Raw genomic sequence first — 14,378 nt, forward strand, 5'->3', positions numbered from 1 at the left:
TACCCGTGGGGTGTCCGGCCATCGTCGTGGGCTGCGGGCGTGTGGGGGTTGTTCGCGCGGTTCCCCGCGCCCCTAGGGGGGTTTGTGTGGACCTGCATCTGGATCTCGCCGCCGCTGACGGACGGCGGGCCGGGCTTGAGCGTGCTCTTCGGGATGCCGTGCGGGAGGGGCGGCTCGCTCCGGGTACGCGGTTGCCCGCCACCCGGAAGCTCGCCGAGGAGCTGGGGGTTTCCCGGAACACCGTCAAGGGGGCCTACGACCAGCTCGTCGCCGAGGGGTACTTCACCGCACGGCAGGGGTCGGGGACGCAGGTCGCCTCCCTGCCCGCGGAGGCCGCCGAGCCCGCCGTGGCCGCCGCACGCGCGCGTGAGCCGTCGTTCGACCTGCGGCCCGGGAGCCCCGATGTAGGGGCGTTCCCGGCCGCGGCCTGGCTGCGGGCGCTGCGGCGGGCCATCGCCACCGCGCCCTCCCTGGCCTACGACTACGGCGATCCCCGGGGCCGGATCGAGCTGCGCAACGCGCTCTCCGGGTACCTCGGGCGGGCCCGGGGGGTGATCGCCCCGCCGGAGCGGATCGTCATCACCTCGGGGTACGTCCAGGGCCTCGCCCTCCTCACCCGCGTGCTGGACGGCGGCGAGATCGCCATGGAGGACCCGGGGCTGCCCTTCCACCGGGATGTCGTACGGCGCAACGGCGGCGCCGTGGTGCCGGTGCGGGTCGATGAACGGGGCGCCCGGGTGGACGGTCTCGGGGAGCCCGCGGCGGTCGTCGTGACGCCGGCGCATCAGTATCCGACCGGGGTCACCCTCCATCCCGAGCGGCGGCGGGCGCTCACCGACTGGGCACGCGCGCGGGACGGCCTGATCGTCGAGGACGACTACGACGGGGAGTTCCGTTACGACCGGCAGCCCGTCGGGGCGTTGCAGGGGATGGCGCCGGGGCACGTCGTGTATCTGGGGACCGCCTCCAAGACCCTCGGGCCGGCGCTGCGGCTCGGCTGGATGGTGCTGCCGCCCCATCTCGTCGACGACGTCGCCGACGCCAAGCTGCACAGCGACCATCACACCGAGACGCTCGGCCAGTTGGCGCTCGCCGAGCTGATCGGCAGTCATGCCTACGACCGTCATGTGCGCGCGTGCCGGCTGCGGTACCGCAGACGGCGGGACCAGTTGGTGGACCGGCTCGGGTCCCGGCGCGGGGTGCGCGGGATCGCCGCCGGACTGCATGCGCTGGTCCAGGTCGCCGACGAGGCCGAGGCGCTGGCCCGGGCCGAGGCTCAGGGGCTCGCGGTGGGCTCGCTCGGGGAGCACTGGCACGCGCACGCGCGGGAGGACGCGGGGCGCGAGGGGCGGCCGCAGGGGCTGGTCGTGGGGTACGGGACGCCTCGGGAGCGGGCCTATCCGGACGCCTTGGAGGCGCTGGGGAAGGTGCTCGACGCGGAGTGAAGGGGGCCGGGGTCGCGGAGTGAATTGGGCCGGGATTGCAGACCTTTAATGGTGCTGCCGAGGGGTCCGGTCCGGGCCTAGTGTCGCAGGCATGCCGCACTCGCTCGTCCCGCCCGCGGGTCCGCAACGCGTCCTGGCTCTGGCCCAGTTGGCCAACTCGGTCGGGGACGGCGCCTTCTACGTCACCTCCGCGCTCCACTTCACCCACGTCGTGGGGCTCGACCCCGCGCGCGTGGGGCTCGGGCTGACCCTCGCCTGGGCGGTCGGGTCGCTGGCGGGGGTGCCGCTCGGGCGGCTCGCGGACCGGCGGGGGGCGCGCGGGACGGCGGTGCTGCTGGCGTCGGCGACCGGGGTGGCGGTGGCGTCCTTCCTGGCCGTACGGGGGTTCTGGCCCTTTGTGGCCGCCGCCGTCGGCTACGCCACCGCCCAGTCCGGGCTGGCGGCGGCGCGGCAGGCGCTGCTGGCGGGGCTGGTGTCCGCCGGGGAGCGGACGGGGCTGCTGGCGCATCTCCAGTCGACGCTCAACGCGGGGCTGGCCGCGGGCGCGGGGCTGGGCGGGCTGGCGCTGCACCTGGGGACGCGGGAGGCCTATCTCGGGGTGTTCGCGCTGGACGCGGTGGCCTTCGCGGTGTGCGCCGCGGTGTTGCTGCGGCTGCCCTCGGTGGCGCCGGTCGCCCCGGCGCGGGGGCCGGGGCTCGCGGTGCTGCGGGACCGGCCGTATGTGGTGGTCACGGCACTCAACACCGTGCTGCTGCTGCGGATGCCGCTGTTCAGCCTCGGGCTGCCGCTGTGGATCGCGGAGCGCACCGAGGCACCGGCCTGGCTGGTGTCCGCGCTGTTCGTGCTCAACACCGGGGCGGTCATGGCCTTCCAGGTGCGGATGGCGCGCGGGGTGAGCGGGATCGGGTCGGCCGTACGGGCGGTACGGCGGTCGGGGTGGGTGATGCTCGCGGCGTGCGCGGTGTTCGCGCTGTCGGCGGGGGCGCCGGTGTGGGTGGCGGTGGGGGCGCTGGTGGTGGGGGCGGCCCTGCAAGTCGTCGCGGAGATGGGGCAGTCCGCGGGGTCGTGGCAGCTGTCCTTCGATCTCGCGCCGGCGGACCGGGTCGGGGAGTACCAGGGGTTCTTCGGTACGGGGGTCGCGGTGGCGCGTACCGCCGGCCCCCTGGTGCTGACCGCCCTGCTGGTGCGGTGGGGTCCGCCCGGGTGGCTGCTGCTGGGCGGGGTGACGCTGGCGGCGTCCTGGGCGATGGGGCCGGCCGCGCGGCGGGCGGCGGCCTCCCGTACGAAGGCAGCGGTACCGGCCGCCGGAGGTGCCCGAGGGGCCGGGAGTGCTGAAGGAGCCGTGGCTACACCGCCAGCAGGGGCGCGACGCCCTTCCGCCACTTGAGGATCTTGTCGAAGCTCACCACGGCACCGCTCTGCCCCGGCTTGTTGCCGATGTGGACATGGTCCGCGAGCTCCTGGATCAGATACAGCCCCCGGCCGTTCTCGGACTCCATGGCCTCCGCGGACTCGAGGGCCTCCGTGGACTCCAGGGCCGACAGAACGGCCGGACGCGCGCCCCGGCCCGTAGCGCCGAAGCCGGGGCCGGAGTCGGCGACCTCGATGCGGCAGGTCTCGCCGTCGAGATAGGCGGTGACGCGGTAGGCCTCCGAGCCGCCGTCGAGGGCGGTGTCCCCGCCGTGCTCCACGGCGTTCGCGCAGGCCTCGCTGAGCGCGATGGAGAGGTCGTACGACACGTCCGGGTCCACGCCCGCGCTCTCCATGGTGCCGAGCAGCAGCCGCCGGGCGAGCGGCACGCTCGCAGCTTCCCGCCGCAAATGGAGTGACCACCAGATGCTCATGCTCCCAGCCTCCCGGCCGCGGCTCGACATACCGTTACCTATTGCCGCGCACGACGGCCCGTAAGCACATCGTTGACGTGATACCGCCCATATGGGCGATGCGTCTGAAGCCGCCGACGGTGTATGTGGGGGCGGTTCGGGCCGGACGGGGACCTTCCGGCCCGAACGTCATCTTGCGGACCTGCCGTATGGAGGCAGTAGGACCAGTGCGATGATTGGGCCGCCATGAGTGCCCCCCACCAGCGCACGGCGCGCCCCGGACGTGACGTCCGGATCCTGCGGGCCGCGGTGTTCGCCGCGGTCTGTGTCGTGCTGGCCGCGGGCGGACACGCACTCGGCTCCCACGCCTCGATCCCCCTGTGGGCCATGGGCGTGGGCCTCCTGTCGGTCCTCGCGGTCGCCGTGCCGCTCGCCGGACGCGAGCGCTCGCTGCCGGGCATCGCGGCGCTGCTGGCGCTCGGGCAGACCGCGCTGCACTCGCTGTTCGGACTCGCCCAGCACGGGACCACCGCCACCACGACCGCCACCGCCTCGGACGCCTCGCTCGTCGCCCAGGCCGCGCGGCTGGTCTGCGGGACCCCGGCCGCGGCCATCACCCCCGCCCAGGCCCACCGGCTCCTCACCGAGGCCCGGCTCCGGCCGGCCTCCGCCCACCCGGACCACGGCACGGGGACCGTCACCGACTCCGCGTCGCTGCTGCCGTCCCTGCCGATGCTGCTGGCCCATCTGCTGGCGGCCGTCGCGGCCGGCTGGCTGCTGCGCCACGGCGACCTGGCCCTGCGGCGCCTGGTCGACCTCTCCGCCCACTCCTTCGCCGAGGGGGCGGCCGTACGGGCTCTGCGCGTGGCCCTCGCCCTGGTCCGCGCCCTGCGTGCCGGGCTGCCGGTCCCGCCCGGCGCGGACGCGCGCCCGCCGCGCGCCATGGAGTTCGCGCCGCCCCCGCCGCGCACCACCGCGCTCCAGCACACCGTGATCCGGCGCGGGCCGCCCGCCGCCGCCCGCGCTCTCGTGCTCGCCGCCTGACGCGACGCGCCCTCCGCTGGGAGATCCGCCTCGGATTCCGGTCGGGGCCGCCGTCGTGCGGCCCGCGCATGCCGCCTCGTGACGCGTGCGCCCCTCTTCACCACCGGAAACAACCGAATCTCACTCACTGTGGAGTGCTCCCGAATGCAGGCCTCTTCCCGCCTCGCCGCCGTCGGCGTCCTCGCCGGCACCGCCGTGCTCGCCCTGTCCGCCCCCGCCTTCGCGCATGTGACCGTGCAGCCCGAGGGCGAGGCCGCCAAGGGCGGTTACGCCGTCGTCGACTTCCGGGTCCCGAACGAGAGCGACACCGCGTCCACCGTGAAGCTGGAGGTCAGCTTCCCGATGGACACCCCGCTCGCCTCCGCGATGCCGGAGCCGGTCCCCGGCTGGACCGCGAAGGTCACCAAGGCCGAGCTGGACAAGCCGCTCGAACTGCACGGCCGGAAGATCGACCAGGCCATCAGCAAGATCACCTGGACCGCGACCGGCAAGGGCGTCCAGCCCGGCTTCTTCCAGAAGTTCCCGGTCTCCATGGGCGTACTGCCCGAGGACGCCGACGAGCTGGTCTTCAAGGCCGTCCAGACGTACTCCGACGACGAGGTCGCGCGCTGGATCGAGGTCCAGCAGGAGGGCCAGGAGGAGCCGGAGAAGCCCGCTCCCGTGCTCACCCTGTCCGAGGCCGAGGACGGCCACGGGCACGGCTCGGAGGCGGACGAGGAGGCGAGCGAGGAGCCGTCCGACGACGCCTCGCAGGCCGCCGCGACCACCACCGCCGACGAGGCCGGCTCCGACAGCAGCGACACCACCGCCCGGGTCCTCGGCGTCGTGGGCATCGTCGTCGGCGCCATCGGCGTGGCCTACGGCGTCCTCGCCGGCCGTCGGCGTACCAACGCCTGAGTCAGTCCTCTCGGAGCGCGCCGGTGCCCTCGTGGGCCGGCGCGCGCCCGAGCCCTTCATCTCCGGGACATTTCGCCATGCGCACCAAGAAGTTCGCGGCGGCCGCACTGCTCGCCGCCGCCACCCTGACCCTCTCCGCCTGCGGCGGCGGTGACGACGACGCCGCCCCCGTCACCGTGGTCTCCGAGGAGGCCGGCTCCGCCAAGGCCGCCACCGTCCTCGACAAGCCGTTCGAGAAGCCGGATCTGGTCCTCACCGACACCCACGGCAAGACGTACGACTTCCGCGAGGAGACCGCGGGCAAGCCGACGCTGATCTACTTCGGCTACACCAACTGCCCCGACGTCTGCCCGCTGACGATGAACAACATCGCCGTCGCCAAGAAGCAGCTGCCCAAGGCCCAGCAGGACGAGCTGCGCGTCGTGTTCGTCACCACCGACCCGGAGCGCGACACCGCGTCCGCGCTCGGCGAGTGGCTCAAGGGCATCGACCCGCAGGTGGTCGGCCTGACCGGCGACTTCGCCACCATCCAGGCCGGCGCCCGCACCCTCGGCATCAGCATCGAGCCGCCGCACAAGGAGAAGGGCAAGACGGTCTCCTCGCACGGCACCCAGGTCATCGCCTTCTCCCCGAAGACCGACGGCGGCTATGTGCTCTACGGCGAGGACGCCACCGTCGACGACTACACCGCGGACCTCCCCGAGCTCATCAAGGGGGAGAAGCCGTGAGGCGTCCCGTGGCCCCGGCCGCCGTCCTCGCCGTGAGCCTGGGCCTGGTGCTGGCAGGCTGCGGTTCCTCCGGCGGGGAATCCGGGCCCGAACTCTCGATCAGCGGCGCCTACATGCCGCAGCCGGTCTCCGACTCCATGGCGGCGGGCTTCCTGACGATCCGCAACGACGGCGGCACCCAGGACGAACTGACCTCCGTCACCAGCGACATCGCGGGAACCGTCACCGTCCACGAGACCGTCGACTCCGCGATGCGGGAGGTCAGGAACCTCGCCGTGCCCGCCGACGGCGAGGTCGTGTTCAAGAGCGGCGCGAACCACCTGATGTTCGAGAAGCTGAAGCGCAAGCCGCGCCAGGGCGACACGGTGTCCGTGGTGCTGCACTTCGCCGAGACCGACCCCGTCACGGTCGAGATGCCGGTGAAGCCGGCCACCTACACCCCCGCGACCGGACACTGAGGGAGGGACCCCTTGACCCCGACCATCGCCCCACGCGTCCGGACCCTGGTGCTGCTGCTCCTGGCCGCCGCCGGACTGCTCCTCGCCGGTGCCGGACCGGTTTCCGCGCACGCCGCGCTGACCGGCAGCGATCCCCAGCAGGGGGCGGTGGTCGAACAGGCCCCGGACCGGATCTCGCTGACCTTCTCCGAGGAGGTCGCGCTCTCCGACGACTCGGTGCGCGTCCTCGCCCCCGACGGCGAGCGCGTCGACACCGGCAAACCGGCAAGCGCCAGCGGCACGACGTACGCCATGGGCCTCGCGGGTGACCTGGCGGACGGCACCTACACCGTCTCCTACCAGGTCGTCTCGGCCGACAGCCACCCGGTCGCGGGCGCCTTCACCTTCTCCGTCGGGGCGCCCTCGGCGACCTCCGTGTCCGTCTCCGGCGAGACCGCGGGCGGCGGGGCCGTCGGTGTGCTGTACGGCCTCGGGCGCTACCTGTCCTACGCGGGCTTCGTCGTCATGGTCGGCGGCGGCGCCTTCGTGCTCGCCTGCTGGCAGCGCGGGTCGGGGGTGCGGGCCGTGCAGCGGCTCGTCGTCTCCGGCTGGGTCACGCTCACCGCGGCCACCCTGGCGCTGCTGCTCATGCGCGGCTCCTACACCGGCTCCGGCAAGGTCGGCGACATCGTCGATCTGGAGCTCCTCGGCGACGTCCTGCAGACCAAGACGGGCGCGGCCCTGGTCTCCCGGCTGCTGCTGCTCGCGGCGGCGGCCCTGTTCATCGCGGTGCTCTTCGGGGCTTATGACAAGCGGGAGGACCAGGAGAAGCGGGACCTCACCTTCGGGCTCGCGATCGGCGGGACCGTCGTGGCGGCTGGGCTCGCGGCGAGCTGGGCGATGTCCGAGCACGCCTCCACCGGCCTCCAGCCGGGCATCGCGATGCCGGTCGACGTGGTCCACCTGCTCGCCGCCGCCGCCTGGCTCGGCGGCCTCACCGCCCTGCTCGTCGCCCTGTACCGGTCGCCGGAGACCCCGGTGGACGGCACGGCCGTACGACGGTTCTCGGCGCTCGCGTTCGGCAGTGTGATCGCGCTCGTGCTCACCGGCGTCTACCAGTCCTGGCGTCAGCTCGGCTCCTGGTCGGCGTTCACCGAGACCCGCTACGGACAGCTGCTGCTCGTCAAGCTCGGGCTGGTGGCGCTGCTTGTCGGGGTCGCCTGGATCTCGCGGCGCTGGACGGCGCGGCTGGCGGAGACGGTGAGCGCCGAGGCCGCCCCGCGCAAGGAGAAGGCGGCCGTCAAGGCGGCGGCCGCCGGTGCCGATCCGCAGCGGGCCGCTCAGCTCGCCCGGCAGCGGGCCGCCATGGACACGGCCCGGCAGAAGCGGCTGCGGGACGCCGACCCGAACCGCTTCGGGTTGCGCCGCTCGGTGCTCGCCGAAGCCGGGATCGCCCTCGTGCTGCTGGCGGTCACCACCGCGCTGACGTCGACCGAACCGGGCCGTACGGAACAGGACGCCGCCCGGGCCACCGCCGCCTCCTCGTCCGCCGCCGACGCCTCCGGGGCGCTGACCCTGGACATGGCCTTCGACACCGGGGGCGCGGACGGCAAGGGTGTCGTCCGCATCGAACTGGACCCCGCGCGCGTGGGCGCCAACGAGATGCACGTCTACGCCACCCGGCCCAACGGGCGGGCCTTCGACGTGCCCGAGGTGAAGGTCGCCTTCACCCTCGCGTCCCAGGACATCGGGCCGCTGCCTGTCGTCCCCGACCACATCACCACCGGACACTGGTCGGCGAGCGGAGTGCAGCTCCCCATGGCCGGCGACTGGAAGATCGCCGTGACCGTGCGGACCTCCGACATCGACCAGACGACCGTCTCCAAGAACGCGCAGATCGGCTGAACACCATGGCTGACCAGTCCATCCCGGAGACCCTCGCGCCTGCCGCCGACCGGCCGGCGCCCGCCGCGCAGACGGCCCCGGGGCTCTCGCGCCGGCAGCTGCTGGGCACCGCCGGCGCCACCGGTCTCGTGCTCGGCGCGGCGGGCGGAGCCGTGGGCTACGCCGCCGCGCCCACGCAGGCGACTCCGCTCACCTCGCTGGGCACGGACGAGGTGATGTTTCACGGGAAACATCAGCCCGGCATCCTCCAGGGCCTCCAGGCCCGGGGCCATCTGCTCGCCTTCGACCTGGCGGCGGGCGCGGGCCGCAAGGAGGCCGCCGCGCTGCTGCGCCGCTGGTCGCAGACGGCACGGCGGCTGATGGCGGGCGAGGCCACGGGATCCGGCGACACCGATGTGGCCCGGGACGCGGGGCCCTGCGCGCTGACGGTCACCTTCGGCTTCGGGCACAGCTTCTTCGCCCGTACCGGCCTGGAGAAGCAGCGCCCGGTCGCGCTGGACCCGCTGCCCGACTTCTCCTCCGACCAGCTGGACAAGGCCCGCAGCAACGGCGACCTGTGGGTGCAGATCGGCGCCCATGACGCGCTGGTCGCCTTCCACGCCCTGCGCGCGATCCAGCAGGACGCCGGGAGCGCGGCCCGGGTGCGCTGGCAGATGAACGGCTTCAACCGCTCCCCGGGCGCCACCGCCCACCCCATGACGGCCCGCAATCTGATGGGCCAGGTCGACGGCACGCGCAATCCCAAGCCCGCGGAGGCCGACTTCGAGAAGCGGATCTTCGTGCCGGCCTCGGGCGAACCCGCCTGGATGGCGAACGGCTCCTACGCCGTCGTACGCCGGATCCGCATGCTGCTGGACGACTGGGAGCGACTGTCCGGCCGGGAGCAGGAGGACGTCATCGGGCGCCGCAAGGCGGACGGGTCACCGCTGTCCGCGCCGCCGGGAAGCGCCGAGACCACCGAGATGGACCTGGAGAAGACGGACGCGCAGGGCAATTTGGCCGTCCCGGTCAACGCCCACGCCCGGATCAGCCGACCCGACCAGAACGGCGGGGCGGCGATGCTGCGGCGGCCGTTCTCCTACCACGACGGCATCGACGCGGACGGCACCGCGGACGCGGGACTGCTGTTCATCTGCTGGCAGGCCGACCCGCTGCGCGGCTTCGTCACCGTGCAGCGCAAGCTCGACCGGGGCGACGCCCTGTCGCCCTTCATCCGCCACGAGGCGAGCGGTCTGTACGCGGTGCCGGGCGGGGCGGCCGAGGGAGAGTACGTCGGTCAGGCGCTGCTGGAAGGGTGATCCCCGGCGGGTTCACCCGGTCGTGAGACGTGTGCCCCGGGGCTTCGCCGGGGCCATTAGGGTGAGGTCATGCCAGCGAGCTATGCGTATCTGGGTCCCGAGGGCACCTTCACCGAAGCCGCCCTGCGCACGCTTCCCGAGACGGCCACCCGGGAGCTCGTCCCGTACGTGTCCGTGCAGTCCGCGCTGGACGCGGTGCGTGCCGGTGAGGCCGAGGCCGCCTTCGTGCCGATCGAGAACTCCGTCGAGGGCGGGATCACCACCACGCTCGACGAACTGGTCGCGGGCGCTCCGCTGATGATCTACCGCGAGGTGCTGCTGTCGATCACCTTCGCGCTGCTGGTCCGGCCGGGCACGACGCTGTCCGACATCAAGACGGTCTCCGCGCACCCGGCCGCCCAGCCGCAGGTGCGCAACTGGCTGCGGAAGAACCTCCCGGACGCGCACTGGGAGTCGGCCGCCTCCAACGCGGACGCCGCCCGGCTGGTCCAGGAGGGTCAGTACGACGCGGCCTTCGCGGGCGAGTTCGCCGCCGCCCTGTACGGCCTGGAGGCCCTGGAGAGCGGGATCCACGACGCGGAGAACGCCCAGACCCGGTTCGTGCTGGTGGGCCGCCCGGCCCGGCCCGCGGCCCCGACCGGCGCGGACAAGACCTCCGTCGTGCTGTGGCAGCGCGACGACCACCCCGGCGGGCTGCGCGATCTGTTGGGCGAGTTCGCGACCCGGGGCATCAACCTGATGCTGCTGCAGTCCCGGCCCACCGGCGCGGGTATCGGCAACTACTGCTTCTGCATCGACGCCGAGGGCCATATCGCCGACCGGCGGGTGGCGGAGGCCCTGATGGGGCTGAAGCGGATCTGCCTGGAGGTGCGGTACCTCGGGTCGTACCCGCGCGCGGGCGTGGACGTGGCGGACGTGAGCGCGCCGCGGCAGGGGACGTCGGACGAGGAGTTCGTGGCGGCGTCGGAGTGGGTGGCGCGGTGCCAGGACGGGCGGTTCTGAGCAGCCCCCCGGTCATACCTGCTGATTGTGGTTATCCACAGAAGTTATCCACAGGTCGGCCTCTCGACCTGGGGACAAGTCGACACCACGGCGTGAGTTGGTCGACAAATCGCCCTACAGCACCTCGTTCCGTCCACCGGTGGGCGGTTCACCCTTCGTCCACTTGTTTCCTGCGCGCCATCCTTCGGGGCGACGCATTCCCACTCGAACGTGGGCGTAAAGGAGGTTTACCCCGGGAATCACCCCGGGTGACCGCGGTATTCGGAGTGATCAGTTCCGCAATCCACAGATCTTCCACACAGCCTGTGGATAACTTTTCGGAGGGTGTGGACGCCTGTGGATGACGCGGACCCAAGTCCCGTTCCCCACAAGGAAATCCGGTCAACCGTGCGCCCGCCGCATGCCCCCTCCCGGGGAGGGGGACACCGTTTATTGACACGCGGAGCAATTCGCCCATAACGGAATGTAGGCCTTAGTTCGGGGCGCCCCGGAAAAGCGAGTCGTGAGGGGGGACTCGGCCCCGGTAGCCTTGACCGCGTGATTGACCTTCGCCTGCTCCGTGAGGACCCCGACCGTGTGCGCGCGTCCCAGCGCGCCCGTGGAGAGGACGTCGCGCTCGTCGACGCTCTCCTGTCTGCCGACGAGCGGCGCAGGTCGTCCGGCGTCCGCTTCGACGAGCTGCGCTCCGAGCAGAAGTCGCTCGGCAAGCTGATCCCCAAGGCCACTCCCGAGGAGCGCGCCGAGCTCCTGCGGAAGGCGGAGCAGCTCAAGGCGGACGTCAAGGCGGCCGAGGCCGCGCAGAACGAGGCCGACGACGAGACCAAGCGCCTCGCGCTCCGGCTCGGCAACCTCGTCCACCCCGACGTCCCGGTCGGCGGCGAGGAGGACTTCGTCGTCCTGGAGACGCACGGCACCATCCGCGACTTCGGCGCCGAGGGCTTCGAGCCCAAGGACCACCTGGAGCTCGGCGAGGCGCTGGGCGCCATCGACGTCGAGCGCGGCGCCAAGGTCTCCGGCTCGCGCTTCTACTACCTCACCGGCGTCGGCGCCCTGCTGGAGCTGGCGCTGGTCAACGCCGCCATCGCCCAGGCCACCGAGGCCGGCTTCATCCCGATGCTCACCCCCGCGCTGGTCCGCCCGCGCGCCATGGAGGGCACCGGCTTCCTCGGCCAGGCCGCGGAGAACGTGTACCACCTGGAGAAGGACGACTACTACCTGGTCGGCACCTCCGAGGTCCCGCTCGCCGCGTACCACATGGACGAGATCATCGACGCCGACCAGCTGCCGCTGCGGTACGCGGGCTTCTCGCCGTGCTTCCGCCGCGAGGCCGGCACCTACGGCAAGGACACCCGCGGCATCTTCCGCGTGCACCAGTTCGACAAGGTCGAGATGTTCTCCTATGTCGCCCCCGAGGAGGCGGAGAACGAGCACAAGCGGCTCCTCGACTGGGAGAAGCAGTGGCTCACCGCCCTGGAGCTGCCCTTCCAGGTCATCGACGTCGCCTCGGGCGACCTGGGCTCGTCGGCGTCCCGCAAGTACGACTGCGAGGCGTGGATCCCGACCCAGGGCAAGTACCGCGAGCTGACCTCGGCCTCCAACTGCGACGGCTTCCAGGCCCGCCGGCTGTCCGTCCGGATGCGTGACGGCAAGAAGGTGCAGCCGCTGGCGACGCTCAATGGCACGCTGTGCGCGGTGCCGCGGACGATCGTGGCGATCCTGGAGAACCACCAGCTGGCCGACGGTTCGGTGCGGGTGCCCGAGGTGCTGCGTCCGTACCTGGGCGGCCGGGAGCTGCTGGAGCCGGTCGCCAAGTGAGCTTCCCGTACAGGCTCGTCGCGACCGACCTCGACGGCACGCTGCTGCGCTCCGACGACTCGGTCTCGGGGCGCACCCGTGACGCGCTCGCCGCGGCCACCGCGGCGGGCGCCGCGCACATCGTCGTCACCGGACGGGCGGTGCCCTGGACCCGGCACATCCTCGACGACCTGGGATACCAGGGGCTCGCGGTGTGCGGGCAGGGCGCGCAGGTGTACCACGCCGGTGAGCACCGGCTGCTGACGTCGGTGACGCTCGACCGGCAGCTGGCCGGGGTGGCGCTGGCGAAGATCGAGGCGGAGGTCGGCCCGCTGTTCCTGGCCGCGAGCCGGGACGGTCTCGACGGGGAGGTGCTGGTCGGGCCGGGGTACGCGGTCACGGGCGCGCTGCCGTCGACGCCGTTCACCGACGCGTCGGACCTGTGGTCCGCGCCGCTGAACAAGATCTACATACAGCATCCGGAGCTGTCGGACGACGAGCTGGCGGACGCCGCGAGGCGCTCCGCGGGCGGCTTCGTGACGGTGGCGATGGCGGGCGCGGGCATCGTGGAGCTGCTGCCGCTGGGGCTGTCCAAGGCGACGGGACTGTCGCTGGCGGCGCGCCGGCTGGGCCTGAAGGCCGCCGACACGATCGCCTTCGGTGACATGCCCAACGACGTGCCGATGTTCGGCTGGGCGGCCCACGGTGTGGCCATGGCCAACGCCCACGCGGAGCTGAAGGCGGTGGCCGACGAGGTGACGTCGTCGAACGACGAGGACGGCATCGCGGTCGTCCTGGAGCGTCTGCTCGGCTGAGTGTGCCTGCCCAAGGGGCGCGGGGAACTGCGCGACCAGCCACAGACGGTCGGCAGTTGCTGACGACCTCGCGCCCCGCTTCCCCATGCGGCTCAGTCCCAGTGACAACGTCTCGCGGAGGATGCACGGATCGAACGTGCGCGGGGTTTCCCCCGACCACGGCTCAGCGAGCCGGTGCCTTGCCACTCGGCCAATCCTCCGGGAGGGCGGCCTCACGCGAGCGGAGTGCTCGCGTGCTCGAAGCGGCCGCCCGGGCAGCTCCCCGGTGCGGTGCGCGCTCGACGGAGGGGTAACTACTCCGGAGCCCGCCGCGGGCTGCCCTGTGGGGAACTCGACGGACTGTCGTGCATCGACATCGCCGCGCTCCTCCCCAGCTGGTGGCGCCGACCGAAGCGGCGTCCCGGACATCGACCATCCTGCCCGCCGCCCCCGGTCGGCCGCCACCGAATAAAGCGCGGCCCGGCTACTCCTCGCCCGCCAGCGTCAGCGACCTGAGCTTCTGGCCCGCGTACCAGGTGGCGAGGACGGTCACCGCGACCAGCAGGACCGTCGCCGTCGTGATGCCCACGTCCGAGGTGACGAGGTCCCCGCCGGTCACCTCGTGGGCCACCGCGAGCGACCACTGCTGGACGCTCAGGGTGCGCGCGCCCGCCACCAAGGAGCCGAACAGGGCCTCCCAGACCAGGGCGTAGACCAGCCCGAAGACCACCGCGTGCCGGGAGACCGTGCCGAGCAGCAGGAAGAGCGCGGCGTACGCGATGGAGGCGACCAGGGCGGCCACCGTGTAGGCGACGGCGATCTGCTGGCCGTTGCCGTTGAGGATGAAGCCGGAGATCAGCGTCGGGACCGCGGAGAACACCATGGTCACGGCGACGGCCACGATCAGCTTGGTGAAGATGATCGTCGGGCGCTTGATCGGCTTGGAGAGCAGGTACACCACCGAGCCGTCGTCGATCTCCGGACCGATCGCTCCGGTGCCCGCGATGACGCCGATGATCGGCACCATGGTGGCGAGCGCGAGCCCGCCGAGCAGGTCGGAGGCGGTCTGGTCGTCGGCACCGGCGAGGGCGCGGACGATCACCGAGATCACGATCAGCAGCAGCGGCAGGGCGCCGAGGATGAGGGCCCGGCGACGGCCGAGCAGGGCCCGGTAGGTGAGCCGGGCGACTGTGGGGTCGTACATGGTGGGC

General features: G+C 72.7%; 13 protein-coding genes and 1 tRNA gene. 11 read left to right on the top strand and 3 right to left on the bottom strand.

Going from position 1 to position 14,378, the window contains the following annotated elements; translation table 11 throughout:
* Positions 1-86: 86 nt before the first annotated feature.
* Both pdxR and ACWD11_RS26575 read left to right on the top strand, forming a co-directional pair.
* Complete coding sequence (gene pdxR / locus ACWD11_RS26570; protein ID WP_389416544.1) at positions 87-1,445, top strand: MocR-like pyridoxine biosynthesis transcription factor PdxR; 1,359 nt, start codon at positions 87-89, stop codon at positions 1,443-1,445.
* Positions 1,446-1,536: 91 nt separating this feature from the next.
* Positions 1,537-2,832, top strand: coding sequence for an MFS transporter (locus ACWD11_RS26575; protein WP_451285979.1), 1,296 nt, complete (start codon positions 1,537-1,539; stop codon positions 2,830-2,832).
* Here the strand turns inward: ACWD11_RS26575 and ACWD11_RS26580 are convergent.
* Positions 2,792-3,289 (bottom strand): ATP-binding protein, encoded by a 498-nt coding sequence (locus ACWD11_RS26580; protein ID WP_389416546.1) that lies wholly within the window; start codon positions 3,287-3,289, stop codon positions 2,792-2,794. The genes ACWD11_RS26575 and ACWD11_RS26580 overlap by 41 nt on opposite strands.
* 225 nt (positions 3,290-3,514) lie before the next feature.
* Here ACWD11_RS26580 and ACWD11_RS26585 point away from each other — a divergent pair, with 225 nt between their 5' ends.
* The 9 genes from ACWD11_RS26585 to ACWD11_RS26625 all read left to right on the top strand — a co-directional run bounded on the left by ACWD11_RS26585 (position 3,515) and on the right by ACWD11_RS26625 (position 13,188).
* A complete protein-coding gene (locus ACWD11_RS26585; RefSeq protein ID WP_389416547.1) occupies positions 3,515-4,312 on the top strand; it encodes a hypothetical protein in 798 nt (265 codons plus the stop codon).
* Positions 4,313-4,456: 144 nt separating this feature from the next.
* Positions 4,457-5,209, top strand: coding sequence for a YcnI family copper-binding membrane protein (locus tag ACWD11_RS26590; RefSeq protein ID WP_389416548.1), 753 nt, complete (start codon positions 4,457-4,459; stop codon positions 5,207-5,209).
* 77 nt (positions 5,210-5,286) lie between these two features.
* Positions 5,287-5,937, top strand: a complete 651-nt coding sequence (locus tag ACWD11_RS26595) for an SCO family protein (RefSeq protein WP_389416549.1) — start codon at positions 5,287-5,289, stop codon at positions 5,935-5,937.
* Positions 5,934-6,395, top strand: coding sequence for a copper chaperone PCu(A)C (locus ACWD11_RS26600; protein ID WP_451285982.1), 462 nt, complete (start codon positions 5,934-5,936; stop codon positions 6,393-6,395). The genes ACWD11_RS26595 and ACWD11_RS26600 overlap by 4 nt, the downstream gene beginning before the upstream one ends.
* 12 nt (positions 6,396-6,407) lie before the next feature.
* Positions 6,408-8,279 carry a copper resistance CopC/CopD family protein gene (locus ACWD11_RS26605; protein ID WP_451285984.1) on the top strand — a complete coding sequence of 624 codons (1,872 nt, stop codon included), beginning with the start codon at positions 6,408-6,410 and terminating at the stop codon, positions 8,277-8,279.
* A gap of 5 nt (positions 8,280-8,284) precedes the next feature.
* Positions 8,285-9,577 carry an iron uptake transporter deferrochelatase/peroxidase subunit gene (gene efeB / locus ACWD11_RS26610; protein ID WP_451285986.1) on the top strand — a complete coding sequence of 431 codons (1,293 nt, stop codon included), beginning with the start codon at positions 8,285-8,287 and terminating at the stop codon, positions 9,575-9,577.
* Between the two features lie 69 nt (positions 9,578-9,646).
* Positions 9,647-10,579, top strand: a complete 933-nt coding sequence (gene pheA, locus ACWD11_RS26615) for a prephenate dehydratase (RefSeq protein WP_389416553.1) — start codon at positions 9,647-9,649, stop codon at positions 10,577-10,579.
* 537 nt (positions 10,580-11,116) lie between these two features.
* A complete protein-coding gene (gene serS, locus ACWD11_RS26620; RefSeq protein WP_451285988.1) occupies positions 11,117-12,394 on the top strand; it encodes a serine--tRNA ligase in 1,278 nt (425 codons plus the stop codon).
* Positions 12,391-13,188, top strand: a complete 798-nt coding sequence (locus ACWD11_RS26625; RefSeq protein ID WP_451285990.1) for an HAD family hydrolase — start codon at positions 12,391-12,393, stop codon at positions 13,186-13,188. Before serS ends, ACWD11_RS26625 begins: the two co-directional genes overlap by 4 nt.
* A gap of 115 nt (positions 13,189-13,303) precedes the next feature.
* On the opposite strand, the gene ACWD11_RS26630 is transcribed toward ACWD11_RS26625, so the two are convergent.
* Positions 13,304-13,388 (bottom strand) — tRNA-Ser (locus tag ACWD11_RS26630).
* Between the two features lie 263 nt (positions 13,389-13,651).
* Entirely contained in the window at positions 13,652-14,371 is a 720-nt protein-coding gene (locus ACWD11_RS26635) for an ABC transporter permease subunit (protein WP_389416556.1), read from the bottom strand.
* Between the last annotated feature and the right edge of the window lie 7 nt (positions 14,372-14,378).

The sequence above is a fragment of the Streptomyces sp. NPDC002776 genome (assembly GCF_053592195.1).